15 protein-coding genes, 1 tRNA gene and 3 pseudogenes are annotated in these 18,602 nt (G+C 71.8%); 9 read left to right on the forward strand and 10 right to left on the reverse strand.

The genetic code is table 11. From position 1 onward, the window contains the following. Positions 1-59 precede the first annotated feature (59 nt). Complete coding sequence (locus AB0M97_RS08985; protein WP_365960068.1) at positions 60-1,574, reverse strand: MFS transporter; 1,515 nt, start codon at positions 1,572-1,574, stop codon at positions 60-62. Between the two features lie 62 nt (positions 1,575-1,636). Here AB0M97_RS08985 and AB0M97_RS08990 point away from each other — a divergent pair, with 62 nt between their 5' ends. Beyond that, on the forward strand, positions 1,637-2,602 hold the full coding sequence (locus AB0M97_RS08990; RefSeq protein WP_365960069.1) for a YafY family protein: 966 nt from the start codon (positions 1,637-1,639) through the stop codon (positions 2,600-2,602). Positions 2,603-2,617: 15 nt separating this feature from the next. Here the strand turns inward: AB0M97_RS08990 and AB0M97_RS08995 are convergent, their stop codons facing one another. The 3 genes from AB0M97_RS08995 to AB0M97_RS09005 all read right to left on the reverse strand — a co-directional run bounded on the left by AB0M97_RS08995 (position 2,618) and on the right by AB0M97_RS09005 (position 5,995). Further along, positions 2,618-3,319, reverse strand: coding sequence for a TetR family transcriptional regulator (locus AB0M97_RS08995; RefSeq protein ID WP_365960070.1), 702 nt, complete (start codon positions 3,317-3,319; stop codon positions 2,618-2,620). Between the two features lie 418 nt (positions 3,320-3,737). Then, entirely contained in the window at positions 3,738-4,736 is a 999-nt protein-coding gene (locus tag AB0M97_RS09000; protein ID WP_365960071.1) for a sigma-70 family RNA polymerase sigma factor, read from the reverse strand. Positions 4,737-5,209: 473 nt separating this feature from the next. Then, on the reverse strand, positions 5,210-5,995 hold the full coding sequence (locus AB0M97_RS09005; RefSeq protein WP_365960073.1) for a class III extradiol ring-cleavage dioxygenase: 786 nt from the start codon (positions 5,993-5,995) through the stop codon (positions 5,210-5,212). A gap of 152 nt (positions 5,996-6,147) precedes the next feature. Between AB0M97_RS09005 and AB0M97_RS09010 the strand changes: the two genes are divergently transcribed. Then, positions 6,148-6,663 carry a MarR family transcriptional regulator gene (locus AB0M97_RS09010; protein ID WP_365960074.1) on the forward strand — a complete coding sequence of 172 codons (516 nt, stop codon included), beginning with the start codon at positions 6,148-6,150 and terminating at the stop codon, positions 6,661-6,663. Positions 6,664-6,873: 210 nt separating this feature from the next. Here AB0M97_RS09010 and AB0M97_RS09015 read toward each other — a convergent pair whose 3' ends face one another. Next, positions 6,874-8,403 (reverse strand): MFS transporter, encoded by a 1,530-nt coding sequence (locus AB0M97_RS09015; RefSeq protein ID WP_365960075.1) that lies wholly within the window; start codon positions 8,401-8,403, stop codon positions 6,874-6,876. A gap of 238 nt (positions 8,404-8,641) precedes the next feature. Continuing rightward, positions 8,642-9,286 carry a helix-turn-helix domain-containing protein gene (locus AB0M97_RS09020; protein WP_365960076.1) on the reverse strand — a complete coding sequence of 215 codons (645 nt, stop codon included), beginning with the start codon at positions 9,284-9,286 and terminating at the stop codon, positions 8,642-8,644. Positions 9,287-9,592: 306 nt separating this feature from the next. On the opposite strand from AB0M97_RS09020, the gene AB0M97_RS09025 reads away from it, so the two are divergent. From AB0M97_RS09025 to AB0M97_RS09035, 3 genes and pseudogenes are all read left to right on the forward strand, one after another. Next, a complete protein-coding gene (locus tag AB0M97_RS09025; RefSeq protein WP_365960077.1) occupies positions 9,593-10,903 on the forward strand; it encodes a M6 family metalloprotease domain-containing protein in 1,311 nt (436 codons plus the stop codon). A gap of 262 nt (positions 10,904-11,165) precedes the next feature. After that, positions 11,166-11,943, forward strand: a pseudogene (locus AB0M97_RS09030) (helix-turn-helix domain-containing protein); the annotation flags it as partial. A 134-nt stretch (positions 11,944-12,077) separates the two neighbouring features. Further along, positions 12,078-12,153: transfer RNA gene (locus tag AB0M97_RS09035), tRNA-Arg, on the forward strand. A gap of 140 nt (positions 12,154-12,293) precedes the next feature. On the opposite strand, the gene AB0M97_RS09040 is transcribed toward AB0M97_RS09035, so the two are convergent. Next, positions 12,294-12,629 (reverse strand): hypothetical protein, encoded by a 336-nt coding sequence (locus tag AB0M97_RS09040; protein ID WP_365960078.1) that lies wholly within the window; start codon positions 12,627-12,629, stop codon positions 12,294-12,296. Positions 12,630-12,643: 14 nt separating this feature from the next. Here AB0M97_RS09040 and AB0M97_RS09045 point away from each other — a divergent pair. Both AB0M97_RS09045 and AB0M97_RS09050 read left to right on the forward strand, forming a co-directional pair. Then, positions 12,644-12,992 (forward strand): annotated as a pseudogene (locus AB0M97_RS09045) (hypothetical protein); the annotation flags it as partial. Beyond that, positions 12,989-13,519: pseudogene (locus AB0M97_RS09050) on the forward strand (GNAT family N-acetyltransferase); the annotation flags it as partial. The pseudogenes AB0M97_RS09045 and AB0M97_RS09050, both read left to right, overlap by 4 nt. A gap of 397 nt (positions 13,520-13,916) precedes the next feature. Here the strand turns inward: AB0M97_RS09050 and AB0M97_RS09055 are convergent. Next, positions 13,917-15,155, reverse strand: coding sequence for an MFS transporter (locus AB0M97_RS09055; RefSeq protein WP_365960079.1), 1,239 nt, complete (start codon positions 15,153-15,155; stop codon positions 13,917-13,919). Positions 15,156-15,224: 69 nt separating this feature from the next. Between AB0M97_RS09055 and AB0M97_RS09060 the strand changes: the two genes are divergently transcribed. Both AB0M97_RS09060 and AB0M97_RS09065 read left to right on the forward strand, forming a co-directional pair. After that, a complete protein-coding gene (locus AB0M97_RS09060) occupies positions 15,225-16,205 on the forward strand; it encodes a winged helix-turn-helix domain-containing protein (RefSeq protein ID WP_365960080.1) in 981 nt (326 codons plus the stop codon). 195 nt (positions 16,206-16,400) lie between these two features. Next, positions 16,401-16,913 (forward strand): glutathione peroxidase, encoded by a 513-nt coding sequence (locus AB0M97_RS09065; RefSeq protein WP_365960081.1) that lies wholly within the window; start codon positions 16,401-16,403, stop codon positions 16,911-16,913. A gap of 227 nt (positions 16,914-17,140) precedes the next feature. Here AB0M97_RS09065 and AB0M97_RS09070 read toward each other — a convergent pair whose 3' ends face one another. Further along, positions 17,141-17,332 carry a DUF397 domain-containing protein gene (locus AB0M97_RS09070; RefSeq protein WP_365960082.1) on the reverse strand — a complete coding sequence of 64 codons (192 nt, stop codon included), beginning with the start codon at positions 17,330-17,332 and terminating at the stop codon, positions 17,141-17,143. 239 nt (positions 17,333-17,571) lie between these two features. Beyond that, positions 17,572-18,429, reverse strand: coding sequence for a helix-turn-helix transcriptional regulator (locus AB0M97_RS09075; protein WP_365960083.1), 858 nt, complete (start codon positions 18,427-18,429; stop codon positions 17,572-17,574). Between the last annotated feature and the right edge of the window lie 173 nt (positions 18,430-18,602).

Here is an 18,602-nt window from a genome sequence, read left to right on the forward strand (position 1 = left end):
ATGCCGAAGAGCCCGGCACCCGCGGTGCCGGGCCCCTCCGGAAACGGTTCCGTGGCGGGTCAGACCAGCTCGGGCGCCTTGTCCTGCGCCGCGCTGCCGTCCGCCTGCGCGCCCTCCACATGCAGCGCCGGGCGCCTCGGCAGGGCGAACATCAGCAGGAAGATCACGCCCATCACGGCGGCCACCCAGCCCAGCGCGTACTCGAAGGCGTCCGCGAAGGCGGGGCCCACCTGCGCGGGCCGCAGCCGGTCGCTCATCGTGCCGAAGAAGACCACGGAGACGAGCCCGAGGCCGAGCGCGTGGCCCATCTGCTGCACGGTGTTGATGAGCCCCGACGCCGAACCGGCGTGCTCGCGCGGCACCTCGGAGAGCACCGCGTCCGTCAGCGGCGCGACGATCAGGCCCATGCCGACGCCCATCACGACCAGCGGCAGCGCCATCTGCCAGGGGGTGATGCCGAGGCCGTAGTGCTCGGACTCCCAGATGTAGAGCAGGACACCGGCGGCCATCACCAGCGCGCCCGTCTGGAGGACACCGCGGCCGAAGCGCGGGACCAGCTTCTGCACCGACAGTCCGGCCGCCACGGACACGGCGATCGAGAACGGCACGCCGGTCAGGCCGGCCTTCAGCGGGCTCCAGCCGAGGCCGGTCTGCATGTACAGCGTCCACACCAGGAAGAAGATGCCGAGCGCGATGCCGAAGACGGTCTGCACGGCGATGCCCGCGGCGAAGCTCTTGACCCGGAACAGCGACAGCTCCACCAGCGGGGAGCCGTCCCGCGCGGCCTTGCGCCGCTCGTACGCCACCAGCCCCGCGAGGACGGCGAACGCGCCGGCCATCGACACGTATCCCCACAGCGGCCAGCCCAGCTCACGGCCGCGGGTCAGCGGGTAGAGCAGCATCAGCAGGCCCAGCGTGACGAGCGCGACGCCCACCAGGTCCAGCTTGAGGGCCCGCGGGGCCTTGGACTCGGTGATGAAGCGGGCGCCCAGGATCAGGCCCGCTATGCCGACCGGCAGGTTGATCAGGAAGATGGGCCGCCATTCGAGCCCGAACAGGTTCCACTCGGTCAGCAGCGCGCCCAGCAGCGGACCGGACACCGCGCCGAGCCCGACGATCGCGCCGAACAGGCCGAACACCTTGCCGCGTTCGTGCGCCGGGAAGGTCGCGTGCACGATCGACAGCACCTGCGGCACCATCAGCGCCGCCATGCCGCCCTGCAGGATGCGGGAGGCGACGAGCATCTCCGGGTTCACGGCGAAGCCGCACAGCGCGGAGGCGAGCGTGAAGCCTCCGATGCCGAGCAGGAACACCCGCTTGCGCCCGTGGATGTCGCCGAGCCGTCCGCCGGTGATCAGGCCGGCGGCGAAGGCGAGGGCGTATCCGGCGGTGATCCACTGGATCTGGCTGAAGGTCGCGCCCGCGTCCTGCTGGATGGACGGGATCGCTATGTTGACGATGGTGACGTCGACAAGGTCCATGAACGCCGCGGTCATCACGATCGCCAGGGCGAACCAGCGGCGCCGGTCGCTCGCGGCGCCCTGAGCGCCGGAAGGGGTCTCGGTGAAGGTCATACCGAGAAGCTAGGACCCCACTAGGACGGATCATGTCCTAAACATGCGCGATCCTCGGACACATGACGACCGACACCCCGGCGCGCATCCTCCAGCTCCTCTCCCTCCTCCAGACCCCCCGCGAATGGCCCGGCGGCGAGCTCGCCGACCGGCTCGGGGTCTCTCGGCGCACGGTCCGGCGCGACATCGACCGGCTGCGCGAGCTGGGCTATCCCGTGCAGGCGACCAAGGGCTCCGACGGCGGCTACCGGCTCGTCGCGGGCAAGGCGATGCCGCCCCTCGTGCTCGACGACGAGGAGGCGGTGGCGATCGCGGTCGGGCTGCGCGCCGGGGCCGGGCACGCGGTCGCGGGCGTGGACGAGGCGTCGGTACGGGCGCTCGCCAAGCTGGAGCAGGTGCTGCCGAGCAGGCTGCGGCACCGGGTGTCCACGCTTCAGTCCGCGACCATGCCGCTGACCAGCGGGGACGGCCCGACCATCGCGCCGGAGACGCTCACCGTGCTGGCGTCCGCGGTCGCCGGGCAGGAGCGGCTGCGGTTCGGCTACCGGGCCGGGGACGGCACGCAGTCGCGGCGCCTGACCGAGCCGTACCGGCTGGTGTCGACCGGCCGCCGCTGGTACCTCGTGGCGTACGACCTCGACCGCGCCGACTGGCGCACGTTCCGCGTGGACCGGATCGCCGAACCGTTCGCCACGGGGGCGCGCTTCACCCCGCGGGAGCTGCCCACGGGGGACGCGGCGGAGTATCTGCGCCGGTCGATGCACCGGCGCCAGGAGACCTACGGGTTCACGGTCACGTTCGCGGCACCGGCCGAGGTCGTCGCCACCCGCGTGCCGGGCTGGCTCGGCGCGCCCGAACCCCTCGGCCCGGACACCTGCCGGCTGCGCGCCACGACCGCCGACGCGATGGAGTGGGTGGCCGTGCGCCTGGCGATGCTGGGCCTGGACTTCACGGTGCAGGAGCCGGTGGAACTCGTGGACGCCGTACGGGGGTTGGGGGAGCGGTTGGTGCGGGCGGGGGGTGGGTGACAGTCCCCGGCCCGGTCACCCCCGCGCCCCCGTCACCGCCTCCCACGGGAAGTCCCTCAGCGCGCCCAGGTTGCGCAGCGCCAGCTCGGCCGGTCCGTCCGGGCCCTCGGCCGGGCCGTCCCCGCTCGCCCAGGTCTCCATGGCCACGCGTACGGCGGCGCCGGCGACGGCCGCCGCGAAGTGCAGCTCGGGGGACGCGGCGGCAGCGCTGCCCGGGTCGCCCGGGGCCCGGTCCTCCCCCAGCCCCAGCCGTTCCGCGAGGGCCTCCCGCAGGGTGTGCTCGGACGCGAGGCACACCTCCGCCCACACCCTCCGCAGGGCCGGGTTCGACCGGGCCAGCCGGACCAGGGCGCGGACGAACGTCCAGGACGCCGACGAGATCCCGGCGCCGGGTGTCAGCGTGTGCCGTACCGCCTGTTCCAGGGCCTCGGGCACGGACAGGTCCTCGGGGGCGGCGCGTACCGCCGCCGCCCAGCGCTCGGCGCCCGCCGCGTAGAGCGGGGCGACGGCCTCCTCCTTGCTGGCGAAGTAGCGGTAGAAGGTGCGCGGTGCGACGCCGGCGGCCTCGGCGATGTCCTCGGCGCGGGTGGCACGCAGGCCCTGCCGCACGAAGAGGCCGGCCGCGGCGCGGGCGATCTCCATGCGGGTCTCGGCCTTGCGGCGCTCGGTCAGGGAGAGGGCGGCCGGCACGGCGGGTACGGGGGTGGTGCTGCTCACCTGCGGCAGGCTATGCCCCTGTGGCACAATCTGCCATCTGCGGGCCACCCCGGGGTTCAGGTCCGGGGTGGCCCGCTCTCAGTCCGGGGGTGGCCCGCTCTGCGACGGGCGTGGGCGGCGCCGCCGTTCGCAGGGATCCGGTCCGGTGTCCGCACCGGCACGCGTACACACCAAGGCCGGGCCCCGACGCCCGGGGGGAAGGCGCCGAAGCCCGGCTGGGAAAGTCCCGGCACCGGGGGGATTGTGTCGGGACGTGGTCCGACTCCGACCTGGTCTGACTCTGACTCCTGGGCCCTGAAGGGTTGTTCCCGCTGCTCGGGCGGTTGAAGCGGCGTTACATCGCCATGTTTGCGCGGTCTTTCGCCACCCGGCGCACGCGGTCCCGTACGGCGTGCGCCACTTGGCACTCGGCGCGGTCTCACGCCGCCGCGTCGAACCCGGTGTCGCGGGCGAGCTTCTTCAGTTCCAGCAGCGCGTGCTTCTCGATCTGGCGGATGCGCTCGCGCGTCAGGCCGTGCTCCTTGCCGACCTCGGTCAGCGTGCGCTCCCGGCCGTCCTCGATGCCGTAGCGCATCTTGATGATGGAGGCCGTGCGCTGGTCGAGGCGGCCGATCAGGTCGTCCAGTTCCTCGCTGCGCAGCAGTGTCAGCACGGACTGCTCGGGCGACACTGCGGAGGTGTCCTCCAGGAGGTCGCCGAACTGCGTCTCGCCCTCGTCGTCCACCGACATGTTCAGCGAGACCGGGTCGCGCGCCCAGTCGAGCACGTCGGTCACCCGCTCCGGCGTGGAACCGAGTTCGGCGGCGATCTCCGCGGGCTCCGGGTCCCGGCCGTGCTCGCGGTTGAACTCGCGCTGCACACGGCGGATCCGGCCCAGCTCCTCCACGAGGTGCACGGGCAGCCTGATCGTGCGCGACTGGTCGGCTATCGAGCGGGTGATCGCCTGGCGGATCCACCACGTCGCGTACGTCGAGAACTTGAAGCCCTTGCGGTAGTCGAACTTCTCGACGGCGCGCACCAGGCCCGCGTTGCCCTCCTGGATCAGGTCGAGCAGGGGCAGGCCGCTGCGCGGGTAGCGGCGGGCGACGGCGACGACCAGACGGAGGTTGGAGCGGATGAAGACGTCCTTGGCCCGCTCGCCCTCGGCGACCAGGGCCTGAAGCTCCTCGCGGCTGGCGTCGGCCTTGGTGTCCTCGTAGCCGTCGAGGACCTGCTGCGCGAAGACACCCGCCTCGATGATCTGGGACAGCTCGACTTCCTTGGCGGCGTCGAGCAGTGGCGTGCGCGCGATCTCGTCGAGATACATGCCGACCAGGTCGCGGTCGGCGATCTCGCCGCCGTGGGCGCGAACACTGCCTGCCGCATCGGCCGTACCCCCAAGGGCGGACTGACGACGGGCGACGGCGCGGGTTGCCATGCGTGCTCCCTTTGCGGTGGTGGGCTGGCGGGTGGTTCTCAGGTGCTCGGCACTCTCGCCGAGTGCCCGGCATCCGTAGGAAACAACGACTGGAATCAGGACAGAATTCCCAAGCCGACCCTGCATTTTTCTGATCATGCAGTACCCTGTCCGGCCGCGCGGGGTGGCGCCTTGCACCGGACCGTGCGGAGGCCCAGGTCAGGCCGGGAAAGTGCGGGTTCCCCCGATTCCCCCGGGGACGTCCGCCGACCTCCGTGTTCCTCCGTGAAACGTGACGGCGTTCACCTACGGCCCAGCCGTCCTCCTCCAGGAGGACGGGCACCTTGCCCCCTCCACGTGCAGACGAACCGCGCCGCCCGAAGGTTGCCGCAGGAGTACCCGAGCCACCGCCGAACGCACCCCCCGGACGCCGCGACCTCCCCGTGGGCCGCACCCGCCGGCGGCGCCGCGACACCGCTCGGCCGCCGGCCCCGTCAGCCGAACTGCACCGACCGCTTCGCCAGCCCCATCCAGAAGCCGTCGATCACGGACCGCTGGGTGTCCAGCTCACCGGCCGCGTCCGCCGCGCCCATGGTCACGAACAGCGGGGCGAAGTGCTCGGTTCGCGGATGGGCCAGCAGCCCCGCGGGCGACGCGTGCGTGAAGTCCAGCAGCGCGTCCACGTCACCGCTCTCCAGCGCGCGCCGGCCCCAGTCGTCGAACTCCGCCGACCACGCGGGAACGCCGCCCTGCCGCAGCGCGGCCAGGTTGTGCGTGAAGAATCCGGAGCCGACGATCAGCACGCCCTCGTCGCGCAGCGGCGCCAGCTTCCTGCCGATCTCCATGAGCCGCACCGGGTCCAGGGTGGGCATGGAGACCTGGAGGACGGGAATGTCGGCGTCCGGGTACATCTCGACCAGCGGGACGTACGCGCCGTGGTCGAGGCCCCGGTCGGGGATGTCCTGCACGGGCGTGCCGGGGGCGCGCAGCAGCTTGCGTACGGATGCGGCGAGGCCGGGGGCGCCGGGGGCGTCGTAGCGCACGCGGTAGTAGTGCTCGGGGAAGCCCCAGAAGTCGTGGACGAGGGGGACCGGGCGGGTGGCGCCGAGGGCGAGCGGGGCCTCCTCCCAGTGGGCGGAGACCATGAGGACCGCCCTGGGGCGCGGCAGCCGGGCGGACCAGGCGGCGAGTTCACCGGGCCAGACGGGGTCGTCCGCCAGCGGCGGGGCACCGTGACTGAGGTACAGGGCGGGCATGCGCTCCTGGGTGGCGGCGGACATGACGGCGACTCCGGGGTCACGAGACTTACTCGATGTCGAGATGTGCGAGACACCAGACGTACGGGATCTGGGAGCTTGAAGATTCAAGCTCCGAGCCACCAGGCTAGACCCCCTTTGTTTAATCTTCAAGAAGCGGGTCGTAAAGTGGATGCATGAACAGGGCACCCGAATCCGCTCCGGCCGGCGACACCCGCTGGCTCACCGGCGAAGAACAGCGCGTCTGGCGCGCGTACATCGAGGCCAGCACGTTGCTCGAGGACCATCTCGACCGCCAGCTGCAGCGGGACGCGGGGATGCCGCACATCTACTACGGCCTGCTCGTCAAGCTCGCCGAGTCCCCGCGCCGGCAGCTGCGCATGACGGAACTGGCCAAGCTTGCCAAGATCACCCGCTCCCGTCTCTCGCACGCCGTCGCGCGCCTGGAGAAGCGGGGCTGGGTGCGCCGCGAGGACTGCCCCTCCGACAAGCGGGGCCAGTTCGCGGTGCTGACGGACGACGGGTTCGACGTGCTCAAGCGGACCGCGCCGGGCCACGTGGACGCCGTACGGCAGGCGGTCTTCGACCGGCTCTCCGCCGAACAGCTGGAGTCCCTCGGCGAGATCATGCGGATCATCGCCGAGGGACTCCAGCCGAGCGAAGCGGGCGCGGACCTGCCCTGGCTCCGCTGACCCCCGGCAGAGCCGGGCGGGTCGCGCGGGACCGGGGCAGGTCCGGGGGTTCGTACGGACGGGGCGTCCCCTTCCTCGTCCGTACGGGGTCTCGTGCGAGGCTTCCGTACGCAGTTCTCCCGCGAGAGTTCCGTACGGGGGTCGCGCACGAGGGTGGTGCGACCCGAAGGGGCGTGGGCGGCGGCCGGTGGGCCGGTCACCCGGGCGGTCTCAGTGGGCGACCACCGGCACCGGCATCTCGTCCTCGACGGTCCCGCCGGAGGCCACCGTCATGCCACCGGGGCGACCGGCGTTGACGAAGGTCAGCGCGATGCCCGCGGCCACCACGAGGATGCCGACGGCGAACCAGATGGCGCTGGTGTAGCCCTCGACCATGCCCTCCAGCTGCACCAGCTGCTGCTGCGAGCGGGAGCCCGCCGAGCCGATGCGGTCGGCGATGTACGAGGTGGTCGCCGAGGCGGCGATCGTGTTCAGCAGGGCCGTGCCGATCGCGCCGCCCACCTGCTGCGAGGTGTTGACCATCGCGGAGGCGACACCGGAGTCACGCGGCTCGACGCCCTGCGTGGCCAGCGACATGGCCGGCATGAACGCCGTACCCATGCCGAGACCGAGCAGCAGCATCGCCGGCAGCAGCAGGGCCGCGTACGACGAGCCGATCTCCATCCGGGTCAGCAGCAGCATGCCGAGCGCGGCGACCAGGAAGCCGGGGCCCATCAGCAGCCGCGGCGCGACCCGGGTCATCAGGCGGGTGCCGATCTGGGTGGAGCCCGTGATCATGCCGACGATCATCGGCAGGAAGGCGAAGCCCGTCTTGACCGGCGAGTAGCCCTTCACGATCTGGAGGTAGTAGGTCAGGAAGAGGAACAGGCCGAACATCGAGATGATCGCCAGGCCCAGCGAGAGGTAGACGCCGCCGCGGTTGCGGTCGGTGATGACCCGCAACGGCAGCAGCGGGGCCTTGACTCTCGCCTCGACCGCGATGAACGCCGTCAGCAGCACGACCGACGCGACGAACATGCCGATCGTCACGGAGTCGCTCCAGCCGTCGGACTCGGCGCGGGTGAAGCCGTAGACGAGCGCGACCAGACCGAGGGTGGACAGGATCACGCCGGGGACGTCGAGCGGGGAGCGGTTGCGGCTGCCCTCGGGCTCACGGATGACGAACCAGGCACCGGCCGCCGCGACGATGGCGAACGGGATGTTGACGAAGAACGTCCAGCGCCAGTTCAGGTACTCGGTGAGGAAGCCGCCGAGGATCAGGCCGACGGCACCGCCACCACCGGCGATGGCGCCGTAGATGCCGAACGCCTTGGCGCGCTCCCTGGCGTCCGTGAACATCACGGCCAGCAGGGACAGCGCGGCGGGCGCGAGCAGCGCGCCGAACACCCCCTGGAGGGCGCGGGAGCCGAACATCATGGCCTCGTTGGTGGCCGCGCCGCCCAGCGCGGAGGCGGCGGCGAAACCGCCCAGGCCGAGGACGAAGGTGCGCTTGCGGCCCCACAGGTCGGCGATCCGGCCGCCGAACAGCAGCAGACCGCCGAAGGCGAGGGCGTAGGCCGTGACGACCCACTGCCGGTTGCCGTCCGAGATGCCCAGGTCCTGCTGGGCGGAGGGCAGCGCGATGTTCACGATGGTGGCGTCCAGGACGACCATCAGCTGGGCGAGCGCGATGAAGACGAGCGCCTTCCAGCGGCCCGCGTCGGGGGCGGCGTCGGGAAGGCGTGGAACTGTCTGAGACATGGAGGTACCCACTTCGGGACTGCGGAACGTCGGGTCTTCGGAACTGCGGAACGTCTTCGAAACTGCGGAACTGCGGAACGGAAAATCACGGAAAAACAGGTGAAAAAGGGTGTCGAGGGCCGTCGGCGCGTCGCCGTCGACGGCCGGTGGGACCAGTAGGGCTCAGGCTTACGGGGCTGAGGCAGGGATGACCGGAGTCGGCCCCGGAACTAATCGGCCCCCTCGATACGGATGGACGTCAGCACTGGCGCAGTTCCTCCAGGGTCGCGGCCGTGCCGGGCAGGAAGGAACGGGCCGGGGCCCGCAGTCCGTCCAGGAACAGTTGCAGATGGCGGTGGACGAAGCGGTCGACGCCCAGGCACTCCGTACCGGCCGGCGGCCGGCTGAGCTGCGCCACGGCGACCATCAGGTCACCGACGCCGACGTCGGAGCGGAGCTGCCCGGCCACCCGGGCCCGCTCCATGATCCCGGCGATCAGCTCCTCGACCCGTACGCGGGCCGCCTGCAGGTCGGGGTGGTGCTGGTCGAAGGTGGTGGAGATCATCGGGCACAGCGCGCTGATGCGTTCGTCGGCGGCGGTGTGCACGAAGCGTTCCAGCGCCTCGAAGGCGTCACCGCTCTCCGTCAGGGCGGACTCGGCGGCGCGTGCCGTGCGGTCCATGACGGAGCAGACGACCTCGCGGACCAGTGCGTCGCGGTCCGGGAAGTTGCGGTACACCGTGGCGTTGCCGACGCCGGCCCGGCGGGCGATCTCGTCGAGCGGCACGTCGGGGCCGTGCTCGACGAACATCTCCCGGGCGGCGGTGACGATCCGCTCCCGGTTGCGCAGGGCGTCGGCACGCGGCCGGGTCACCTTGCGCTGCGCGGGGGATGCGGTGTGCACGGCGTACTCCCTGGGGCTGGTGGGGCTGGACTGACGACTGGGGCTGATTGACGGCCGGGGCGGGGATGCGATCCGGGGAACTGGTCCCCGTTTCGTTCGGACACAGGTCTAAACGGGGAGGCGGTCCCCGGTTATTTCCACCTCACCCAGAAAGTTCCCTGTGACCCGCGTCACTCACCTGTGGGCCGCGCGGACGCGATACCCACGATCGGTCTCCTCCAGCGCGCGCCCGCGCGTCCTCCGACACAGGGTGATCGCAAGGGCGCAGCCGGTGATCGGGCGGCTGTCTTGGAGCGAGGGGCCCGTATGCAGCCGAAGCCGACCGCACGCCGGAGCCGGATACGTACCCGCCGCATGGCCGCCCTCGCGTGCGTCGGCGCCCTGACGCTCGCCGTCGGCAGCTCGTCCGGCAACGGCCACCTCTCCCCCGGCTCCTCCACGGCCGGCGCGGGCCCGATCGCCCCCGGCCGGTCCTCGGCGCTCGACCCCTGCATGATCAGCGGCACGCGCGACGTCCAGATGTCGGAGGGCGTGCCCACCCCCCGCGGCTACACCCGCTCCACCGGCACGGTCCGCGCCCTCACCCTGATGATCGACTTCCCGGACGTGCCGGGCCGGGGCCGCGCCCTCGACCGGTTCCGCGAGTTCTTCCCGCAGACCCAGGACTGGTTCCGCACCAGCTCCTACGGCCGCCTGACGTACCGCCCCGAGGTCCCGATCCGGCAGTGGCTGCGCATGCCGCAGCCCTTTCGCGCGTACGGCATAGAGCGCGGCGCGCCCTTCGACCCCGGCTACCGCGAACTCGTCCGGGACATCGTGGCGGCGGCCGACCCGAAGGTGGACTTCCGGGCGTACGACCTGGTGAACGTGCTGGTGACGCCGAACGCGGGCCCGTCGGCGCTGGACACCGTCCTGTCCGTCACCTTCGCCGGCAACACCGAGGCGCCCACCGCGGACGGCGTCCCGGTCGCCAACGCGTCCTTCATCTACTCCCGCCAGGACGACGGCTCCGGCTCCTTCCACCGCACCGGCTACCGCGTCCTGCCCCACGAGAACGGCCACGTCTTCGGCCTGCCCGACCTCTACACCCACGAGGGCGGGGCCGCGGTCGGCCACTGGGACATCATGAGCGAGGACTGGGGGGCCAACAACGACACGCTCGGCTGGCACAAGTGGAAGCTGGGCTGGCTCGACGCGTCCCAGGTGCACTGCGCCGCGGCTTCCGGCACGGCCGAGTACACGCTGACGCCGCTCGCCGAGAAGAACGGCCCGAAGCTGATCGTCGTCCCGCTCGACGAGCGCTCCGGCTACGCCGTCGAACTGCGCACCCGCGCCGGCAACGACGAGGTGGTGTGCCGCCCGGGCATCCTGATCTACCGGGTCGACGCGGACGTCGACACCGGCATGGGCCCGATAACGGTGTACGACTCGCGCCGCGACAGCGGGGGCTGCACGCGCAGCCCGAACGTCCACGCGGAACTGTCGGACGCGCCGTTCGCCCCCGGCGAGACGTTCACCGACCGCCGCCGAGGAGTCCGCATCACGGTGTCGGCGGCCGACCTGGAGGGCGATTACCGGGTACGGGTCACTCGGGGGGAGGGGGTCGGGGAGGGGTGACGGGCGACTTGGGGGAACGTGGGCGGGCGGTGTGCCGGGGGGACGCGGGGAATCCGGGCGGGCGGCGTATCCGGGGGCGCGGGGGACGTGGGCGGGCGGCGTACCCGGGGGACGGGGGGAATCCGGGCGGACGGTGTACCTGGGAGCCCGGGGAACGCCGGCGGCGGCGTACCCGGGGAACCCGGAGAACCGGGGCCGGTGTCGCACCGGGGATTACGGTAGGGCTGCCGCGACCGCCCCCCCCCCCGGAGAACCGATGCCGCGCCGCGCGGCGGACCCGCAGGACCGCGCGTTCCCAGCAGTACCGCCCCGCGAACGCACGACCACCGACGACACCGATACGGATTTCGAGGCGCGGGCCGCACGGGCGGGCCAGGGCGGTTGGGCGCTGGACGACCGGCTGATCGAGCCCGGCCTGGTGGCGGTCGCCGTACCAGTACGGGACCCGCGTACCGGCCGTGTCACCTGCGTGGCCGGCGTGGTGAGCCACACCAGCCGGCACACGGCGGACGGCCTGCGCGACACGCTGCTGCCGCGGCTGCGCTCGGCGGTGGCGGACATGGAACGCGAGCTGCGCCAGGCCCCGGCACCGCGACCCGCGCCGACACCGGCGGGCCTGGCGACCTGGACGGGGCCGTCGAAGCAGGAGCTGGGCCGGGAGTTCGTGGAGTCGCTGGCGCGGGGCCTGACGGTACTGACGGCGTTCGGCGAGGGCCGGGCGGCGCTGACGCTGACGGAGGTGGCGAAGGCGACGGGCCTGGCACGGGCCACGGCACGCCGGGCGCTGATCACGTACGAGCACCTGGGCCTGGTGAGGCCGGGCCCGGACCGGACGTTCGCCCTGACACCCGGGCCCTGGACCTGGGCTTCCCGCCGTTGTCCCGTACGTTCTGCCCCAGATCGCGACGCCGCATCTGCCGGCACTGGCGGACCGCGTGCACGAGTCGGCGTCCCTGGCGGTGCTGACGGAGGCGGGCGACGAGGTCCAGTACACGGCGCGGGTGGCGACGTCCCGGGTGATGAGCGTGAACGTCACGGTGGCGGGGGCCGGTAGGCCGGGCGGGGCTGGACACGTGGGCCGCACCGGCAGGCCCACTGACCAGCCGAAACAGGAACCTTGCCACCGCCGTTCCCATATCCGCTACGCTAGTCGCCGGATCACCTGGTGATCCTCGCCTTCGTAGCTCAGGGGATAGAGCACCGCTCTCCTAAAGCGGGTGTCGCAGGTTCGAATCCTGCCGGGGGCACCAGGCGTCACCGCTCCGACCTGGATTTTCACCCTCAGGGAGGGCTCCTACTCGGCCTCGGACTCCCCGTCCGGGGCCGTTGCGTGCGCGATGCGTGAGCGGACGGAGAGTTGATCTCCGGAATTTCTCCCAACGGATCAGCATCATCCCGGCACGGACTCCGGGCCGGGATGCTCCGCGTCGTCGGGCTCGGGCTCCGCTTCGGGGGCGGTGTTCTCGGAGGTGGCGCGGGCGCGCGGGACGAGCCTGGCAGCGGCCTCGGCGATCGCAAGGTCCGCTTCGGGGAGCAGGCTCGTGTGTGTGTCGGCTGTGATGGTGATCGAGGAGTGGCCGAGCATCTCCTGGATGTCCTTCAGGTCGGCCCCGGCCGTGTGGGCGAGGGTTGCGGCACCGTGGCGGTCGTAGGGCCGGACCGGCGGGAGACCGATCTCCTCGCACCGCTCGATGAACCGCCGCGTGACGTTGGCGGGGTGCAGCATCTCGCCGTTCTCTTTACGACCAGGCCGAACTGGACTCCCTGGCCCTGTCCGCACATTTGGCGCTGAGCGACTACTCGACCGCCGAGTACCACGCCCACCGCTGCTTGTCCGCCCTCCGGCCCCACATGATCCGGTCCCGGCCCGTCACCACCACCCGGCTCGCACACGCCCAGCTCGGCACAGGGCGCCCCCGACGCCGCCACGGCCACCGCGATGCAGGTCCCCGCCGAAGCAGCCACCCAGCACTCCTGGGTCACACGCATGCTGCAGGAGTTCGGGGCCGCACTGCGCGCGACCGCGCCGGGCAGCTCCACCGCGCAGACCTGGACCGAGCACACCGCCGCCTGGAGGATGGCCGCATGACCACGGCACCCGCCATCGAACTGCGCACCTTCACCACCCTCGACACAGCCCGCGGCGACCTCCTCGACGTGTACGCCGACGTACGCGCCCCACTCCTCCACCTACCGAACTACGTGGTCATCGCGTTCGGTGAACGCCTGGACCGGCACGGCACCGAGCCGGAATTCGTCGCCGTCCTCGCGTACGCGGACGAGCACCCGGTCGGGTACGCCTACGGCAACACCATCGAGCACGGCGACCACTACTGGCAGCGCACGAGTCCGGCGCCCGCGGAGAAGTACACCGAGCGTCCTGCTGTGGCCCTGAAGGAGATCAAGGTCCGGCCGACCTGGCGGAAGACCGGCACCGCCCGACGCGTCCATGACGCCCTTCTGGCCACACGTGACGAGCCCTTCGTCACCCGCATAGCCAATCCGGCCGCTGGGGACGGAAAGGTCCACGCGCTCTACAAGTCGTGGTGGTACGAGGACACCGGGCAAATCCAGCCGTCACCGGCCTCACCGGTCCTCACCGTGATGATCCGCTCGTCAACAACCTGGGCGATGCAGGGAGCGAGCCCCTTGCGATCAACTCCTGGGACCACCGGCGGGTGTGGAAGTACAACCAGGGCGTCAGCACGATCTGAGGCGTTGGCACGCCTCGCTCCGTCCACCAGCCCGAGGCGGGCAGCTCATGAACGGACTGAGGATCGACTACGCGGCGTATGCGTAACTCCAGGAGGCACTGGCAGGACGATCCGGGCGGACGTCGCTGCCTGGCACCGCTGCCCGTCGCGCTGATCGGAGGTCGCCGCTCGTGCACTGGCCTCACGACGGAACGCGAGCGTTGCACGGGCACGCGAAAATCCTCCGCGGGCCCGAAGGGACTACCTTTGCGGACCCGGAGTGGGGTGCGGGCCTTCAGGGACCAGCCGGCCCCAAGGAGCTAAGGGAGGCGGCCGGCTGCGTCCGGCCCCGTCGGTCTCTCCCTCCTCATCGCCACCGCCAGCCCTCCCGTCACCCCCGCCGAAGCCGCCGCCAGTGCTGTCATCGTCCAGGCCGGGGACGTCAGTTGGGCCAGGGTGCCCGCCAGTGTCGCGCTCACGCCCTGCATCGTGAGCATGCCCGACGAGTGGAGGCCGAGGGCGTGGCCCGTCAGGGTGGGTGGCGTCAGGGTGAGGAGGCGTTCCTGCTGGATCAGGCTCGCGCCGAAGCCGACCGACGCCACGGTGACCAGGACGGCCGACAGGAGGATCGGCGGGCGGAGGGCGAACAGGAGGTAGGGGGTGGCCAGGAGCAGGAGGAGGGGGATGCCGAGGCGGGACCGGGTCTTCGGGGGCAGGACGCGGGCCACCAGGACGTCACCGATCAGCATGCCCAGCGCCCCGCACGCGAACAGGGCTCCTGCGGATTGCGGGGCGTAGGGGACGTAGAGGGATTCGCAGCCGACCACCAGGCCGTTGGGGATCCACAGGGCCAGGTAGATGTGGCGGCGCGGGGCCGAGGACCAGAGCCACGCGTTGGTGCGCCAGGTCGTCTGCGGGGAGGGGCGGCCCGTTGCCCTCGGGGGGCGGGTGCGCAGCCCCAGCCAGAGGGTCGCGGCGGCTGTCGCGTACAGGGTCACCGACAGCAGCAGGATCGCCCGCGGGGACAGCACGGCCAGCAGGGCGCCGCCCGCCGCGAAGCCGGCGATCTGCGTGACGCCGCTCATCATGTTGAAGACCGAACGGCCGATCAGGTAACCGTCCTTGGTGAGGATCTCGTTCAGCAGGCCCCAGCGCACTCCCCCGCCCACCGACGCCACCAGGCCCATCACCAGCAGCACCGCGAAGATGCCCCAGATCGGCAGGGACGGTACGGCCATGAGGGCCGTGGCCGCCGCGAAGGCCAGGGAGAGGGACGTCATCGCCGCCCGCGGGGGCAGCCGGTCCGCCGCCGACAGCAGCAGCGTCGCGCCCAGCACCTGCGCCAGGGACGCGCCGAACATGCTCACCGCCGACAGCAGCGGCGAGTCCGTCGCCCGGTACACCAGCGTGCCCAGGGCCAGGCCGCCCATCGTCCGGGCCACCCCCTGCGCCGAGGCCGCGAGGAAGAACGGGGTGAACTCCCGCGTGCGGAAGAGGTCCGAGTAGCTCACGTGGCCCGGGGCCGCCGAAGTGGCCGTGTCGGCCGAGTCGCTGCGCATCCGTGGAGTCTGGGAGGGCCGCCCCGGCCGCTGTTACTGTTTCGCTCCTGAGCGAAACATGGAGGCGCCGTGGGCTGGTGGCAGGTCAGTGCCGACACCCTCGCCCGGAGCCGGTTCGTCATCTCCCCCCTCGCCGAGACCTTCGCCGGGCTCAAGCTGCTGCACCACGGCGTCGCCGCCCACCCCGGCGAACGCGCCTGGCTCGACACCCACCGGCCCGGCTATCTGCGACTGCTGGCCGACGATCCGGTGACCGCGCTGCTGGTGCGTTCCGGGCTCGGGCGGGACTGGATCGCCGACTTCCTCACCCCCACCCCGCGCGACGGGGAGAGCTTCGAGGAGGGCCTCGCCCGCGTGCGGGCCGCCCCGCCCGGCGAGGCCCGCGCCCATCTGCGCCTCTCGCTCGGCGGTCCGCTGCCCGGCGCGCTCGACCGCGACGACCTGCCCGAGCGCGCGGCGGCGCTCCTGGAGTACGTCTGGGACCGGTGCGTACTGCCGTACTGGGACCGCAGGCGCCGCGTCCTGGAGGCCGACATCGTGGCGCGGACCGCGCAGGTCAGCCGGGGCGGCTGGGCCGCCGTGCTGGACGCGCTGCGACCGGGGACGCGGTGGCTGGGCGACAACCGGTTCCAGGTGAACCTGCACGAGTATCCGCCGCGTGAGATCTCCGGCGCCGAACTCGTCTTCGTCCCCGTCACCCCGAACGCCGGCTGGGCCTCCTGGGAGGAGCCCGAACGGTACGCCGTCGTCTACGCCTGCTCCGGCGCCCTCGCCGACGGCGGCGGCAGCAGGCCCGCGCCCGCGAGCCTCGACGCGCTGCTCGGGGCCGGCCGGGCCAGGGTGCTCGTGCTGCTCGGTTGCCCGATGAGTACGAGCCACCTGGTCGCCGTGACCGGGCAGGGGCTCGGTTCGGTGGGGCGGCATCTGCGGGTGCTGCTGGAGGCCGGGCTGGTGGAGCGGCGGCGGGCGGGGCGGTCCGTGCTGTATTCGCGGACGGCCGCCGGTGAGGTCCTCGTCGAGGCGGCCCGCGGTGACGCCGCGAGGCCGTGAACCACGGACGGCGCGGGTCCGACCCGGGGCCATGAAGCACGGGCACCGACCGGGCTCAGGGCCGTAAGCACAGACGCCGACCCGGCCCGAAGCACGGACGCGGGCCCCGCCCCAAGCACAGACGCACACCCGCCCCCCCGCCCTCCGGCCCAGCCCCCTCACCGCCCCGGGATCTCCCGCCGTTAGCATCCGCCCATGACCCCTACACAGAACAACGGCTCCTCCCCCCTCGATGTCGAGGTAGGCGCCCTGCGGGGCGGTTCCGCCGGGCTCGGGCAGTACGCGGGCAAGGTCGTGCTGGTCGTGAACGTGGCGTCCAAGTGCGGGCTCACCCCGCAGTACGCCGGGCTCGAGCGGCTGCACGAGCGGTTCGCCGGGCAGGGCTTCACGGTGCTCGGCGTGCCGTGCAACCAGTTCCTCGGGCAGGAGCCCGGCAGCGCCGAGGAGATCGCCGAGTTCTGCTCGGCCACGTACGGCGTGACCTTCCCGATGACCGAGAAGGTCGACGTGAACGGCGAGGGGCGCCACCCCCTGTACGAGCGCCTGGTCGGTTTCGCCGACGCCGAGGGGCACAGCGGCGATGTGCGCTGGAACTTCGAGAAGTTCCTCATCGGCCGGGACGGCAAGGTCGTCGCCCGTTTCTCCCCGCAGACCGAGCCGGAGTCCGCCGAGGTCGTCACCGCGATCGAGGCGCAGCTCGCCGGCTGACGGCGCTCGGGAGCGGTAGCCGCACGGCAGGTGCCCGCGGCCTCGCCGTCCGGGCATGGGCCGAGCCCTCTCGGCAAGGACGGCGGCTCGTCGAGAGGGCTCTTTCAGTGCTGCGCATGCAGTGGTACAGGCACACGCAGTGGTGCTTGTGCAGTTGTGCGTCGCGGGGATCGTGTGTGAACCACGCGGATCACACGGTGGTCCGGACAGGGTCGGGGACGTCCTCCCTAGGCCTTGACCGACGCCACGAAGACGTTCCACGCGGTGCTCGGGAAGGCCAGCGTCGGGCCCTCGGGGACCTTGGAGTCCCGGACCGCGAGCGCCGCGCTCGTGGGGGACTTCACTTCGACGCAGGCGCCGTTGTTGTTGGAGTACGAGGACTTCGTCCACGTGTGTGTGGCGCCCTGCTGGATTGCCATGTTCGCTCCGTAGCCAGTCGCTGAGTCGCTGTCGCCGGCCGCGGTTTCCCGGCCGGGAACCCGCGGTTCGGATTGCGCCAACGGTTGCTGGTCGTTGGCGTGATCGACGCTACTCGCCAAGCGTCCCGTTCGGAGCAGCCATTCACTCGACCGGATGGCATATTCCAGATGCGACTTCCAGCCGGGCCTGTCAGGGGTGTAGCATCCCCGCCCCTGTCAGGTCCGGGCCGGCCGCGAAGTCAGCGCGCGTACTCCTTCGCCACGTTCTCGATGCGCCGCAGGGACTCCTCGACGTTCAGCGCCTGGGCGCGCAGATGCTCGTACATCACGGTGTACTTCTGCACGTCGGAGGCCTTCTCCAGGTACAGGTCGCTGGTGACGCCCTCGATGTAGACCACGCTGGAGTCGGCCGCGTCCGCGAACTCCAGGATGGAGTACTGGCCGTTCAGCCCCGGGTGCGCGCCGACCTCGAAGGGCAGCACCTGCACCGTGATGTGCGGCAGCTGCGACATCTCCGCCACGCGCTCCAGCTGCTCCCGCATCACCTGCCTGCTGCCGACGACGCGGTGCAGCGCCGCCTCGTCCAGCACCACCCACAGGCGCAGCGGGTCCTTCTGGGCGGTGATGCGGTCCTGCCTGCGCAGCCGGACCTGCACCCGCTTGTCGATCTCGGCGTCCGACGTCTCCGGCGAGCCGCCCCGGATGATGGCCTCCGCGTACGAACGGGTCTGCAGCAGGCCGGTGATGATTTGCGGTTCGTACACCCGCAGCGACTCGGCGTCGGTCTCCAGGCCGATGTAGACGCTGTACGGGATGTCGCCGAAGGCGTGCCACCAGCCCTGCTGGCGCGAGTCCTTCGCCATCTGCATCAGCGAGTCGACGATCCGCTGGTCCTCGACCTCGTACACCCCGCACAGGTCGCGGACGTCGCGCTGGCTGATGCTGCGCCGGCCGTTCTCCAGGCGGCTGATCTTCGACTGCGACACCAGCAGCCGTTCCGCCACTTCCTCGGCGGTCATGCCCTTGGCCTCGCGGAGCCGGCGCAGCTCCTGGCCCAGGCGGCGCCGCCTGACGGTGGGGTTGACATTGGACGCCACGGGACGTGCACCTCCGGCTGCGTGCCTCGATATTGCCACTTTGCGTATCTGCTGTTGAGCAGACTGCCACCAAGGTGCTCACTACCGCTGGGAAACGGTGGATATGCTCTGGGTAACGGCGGCTTGACGGCCCGGCGGCCTCCCGCACACAGCCGCGCGGGGCGGCGGGACCG

Origin of the sequence: Streptomyces sp. NPDC051207, from assembly GCF_040682395.1 — a bacterium.
In the GTDB taxonomy this organism is placed as follows: Bacteria; Actinomycetota; Actinomycetes; order Streptomycetales; family Streptomycetaceae; genus Streptomyces.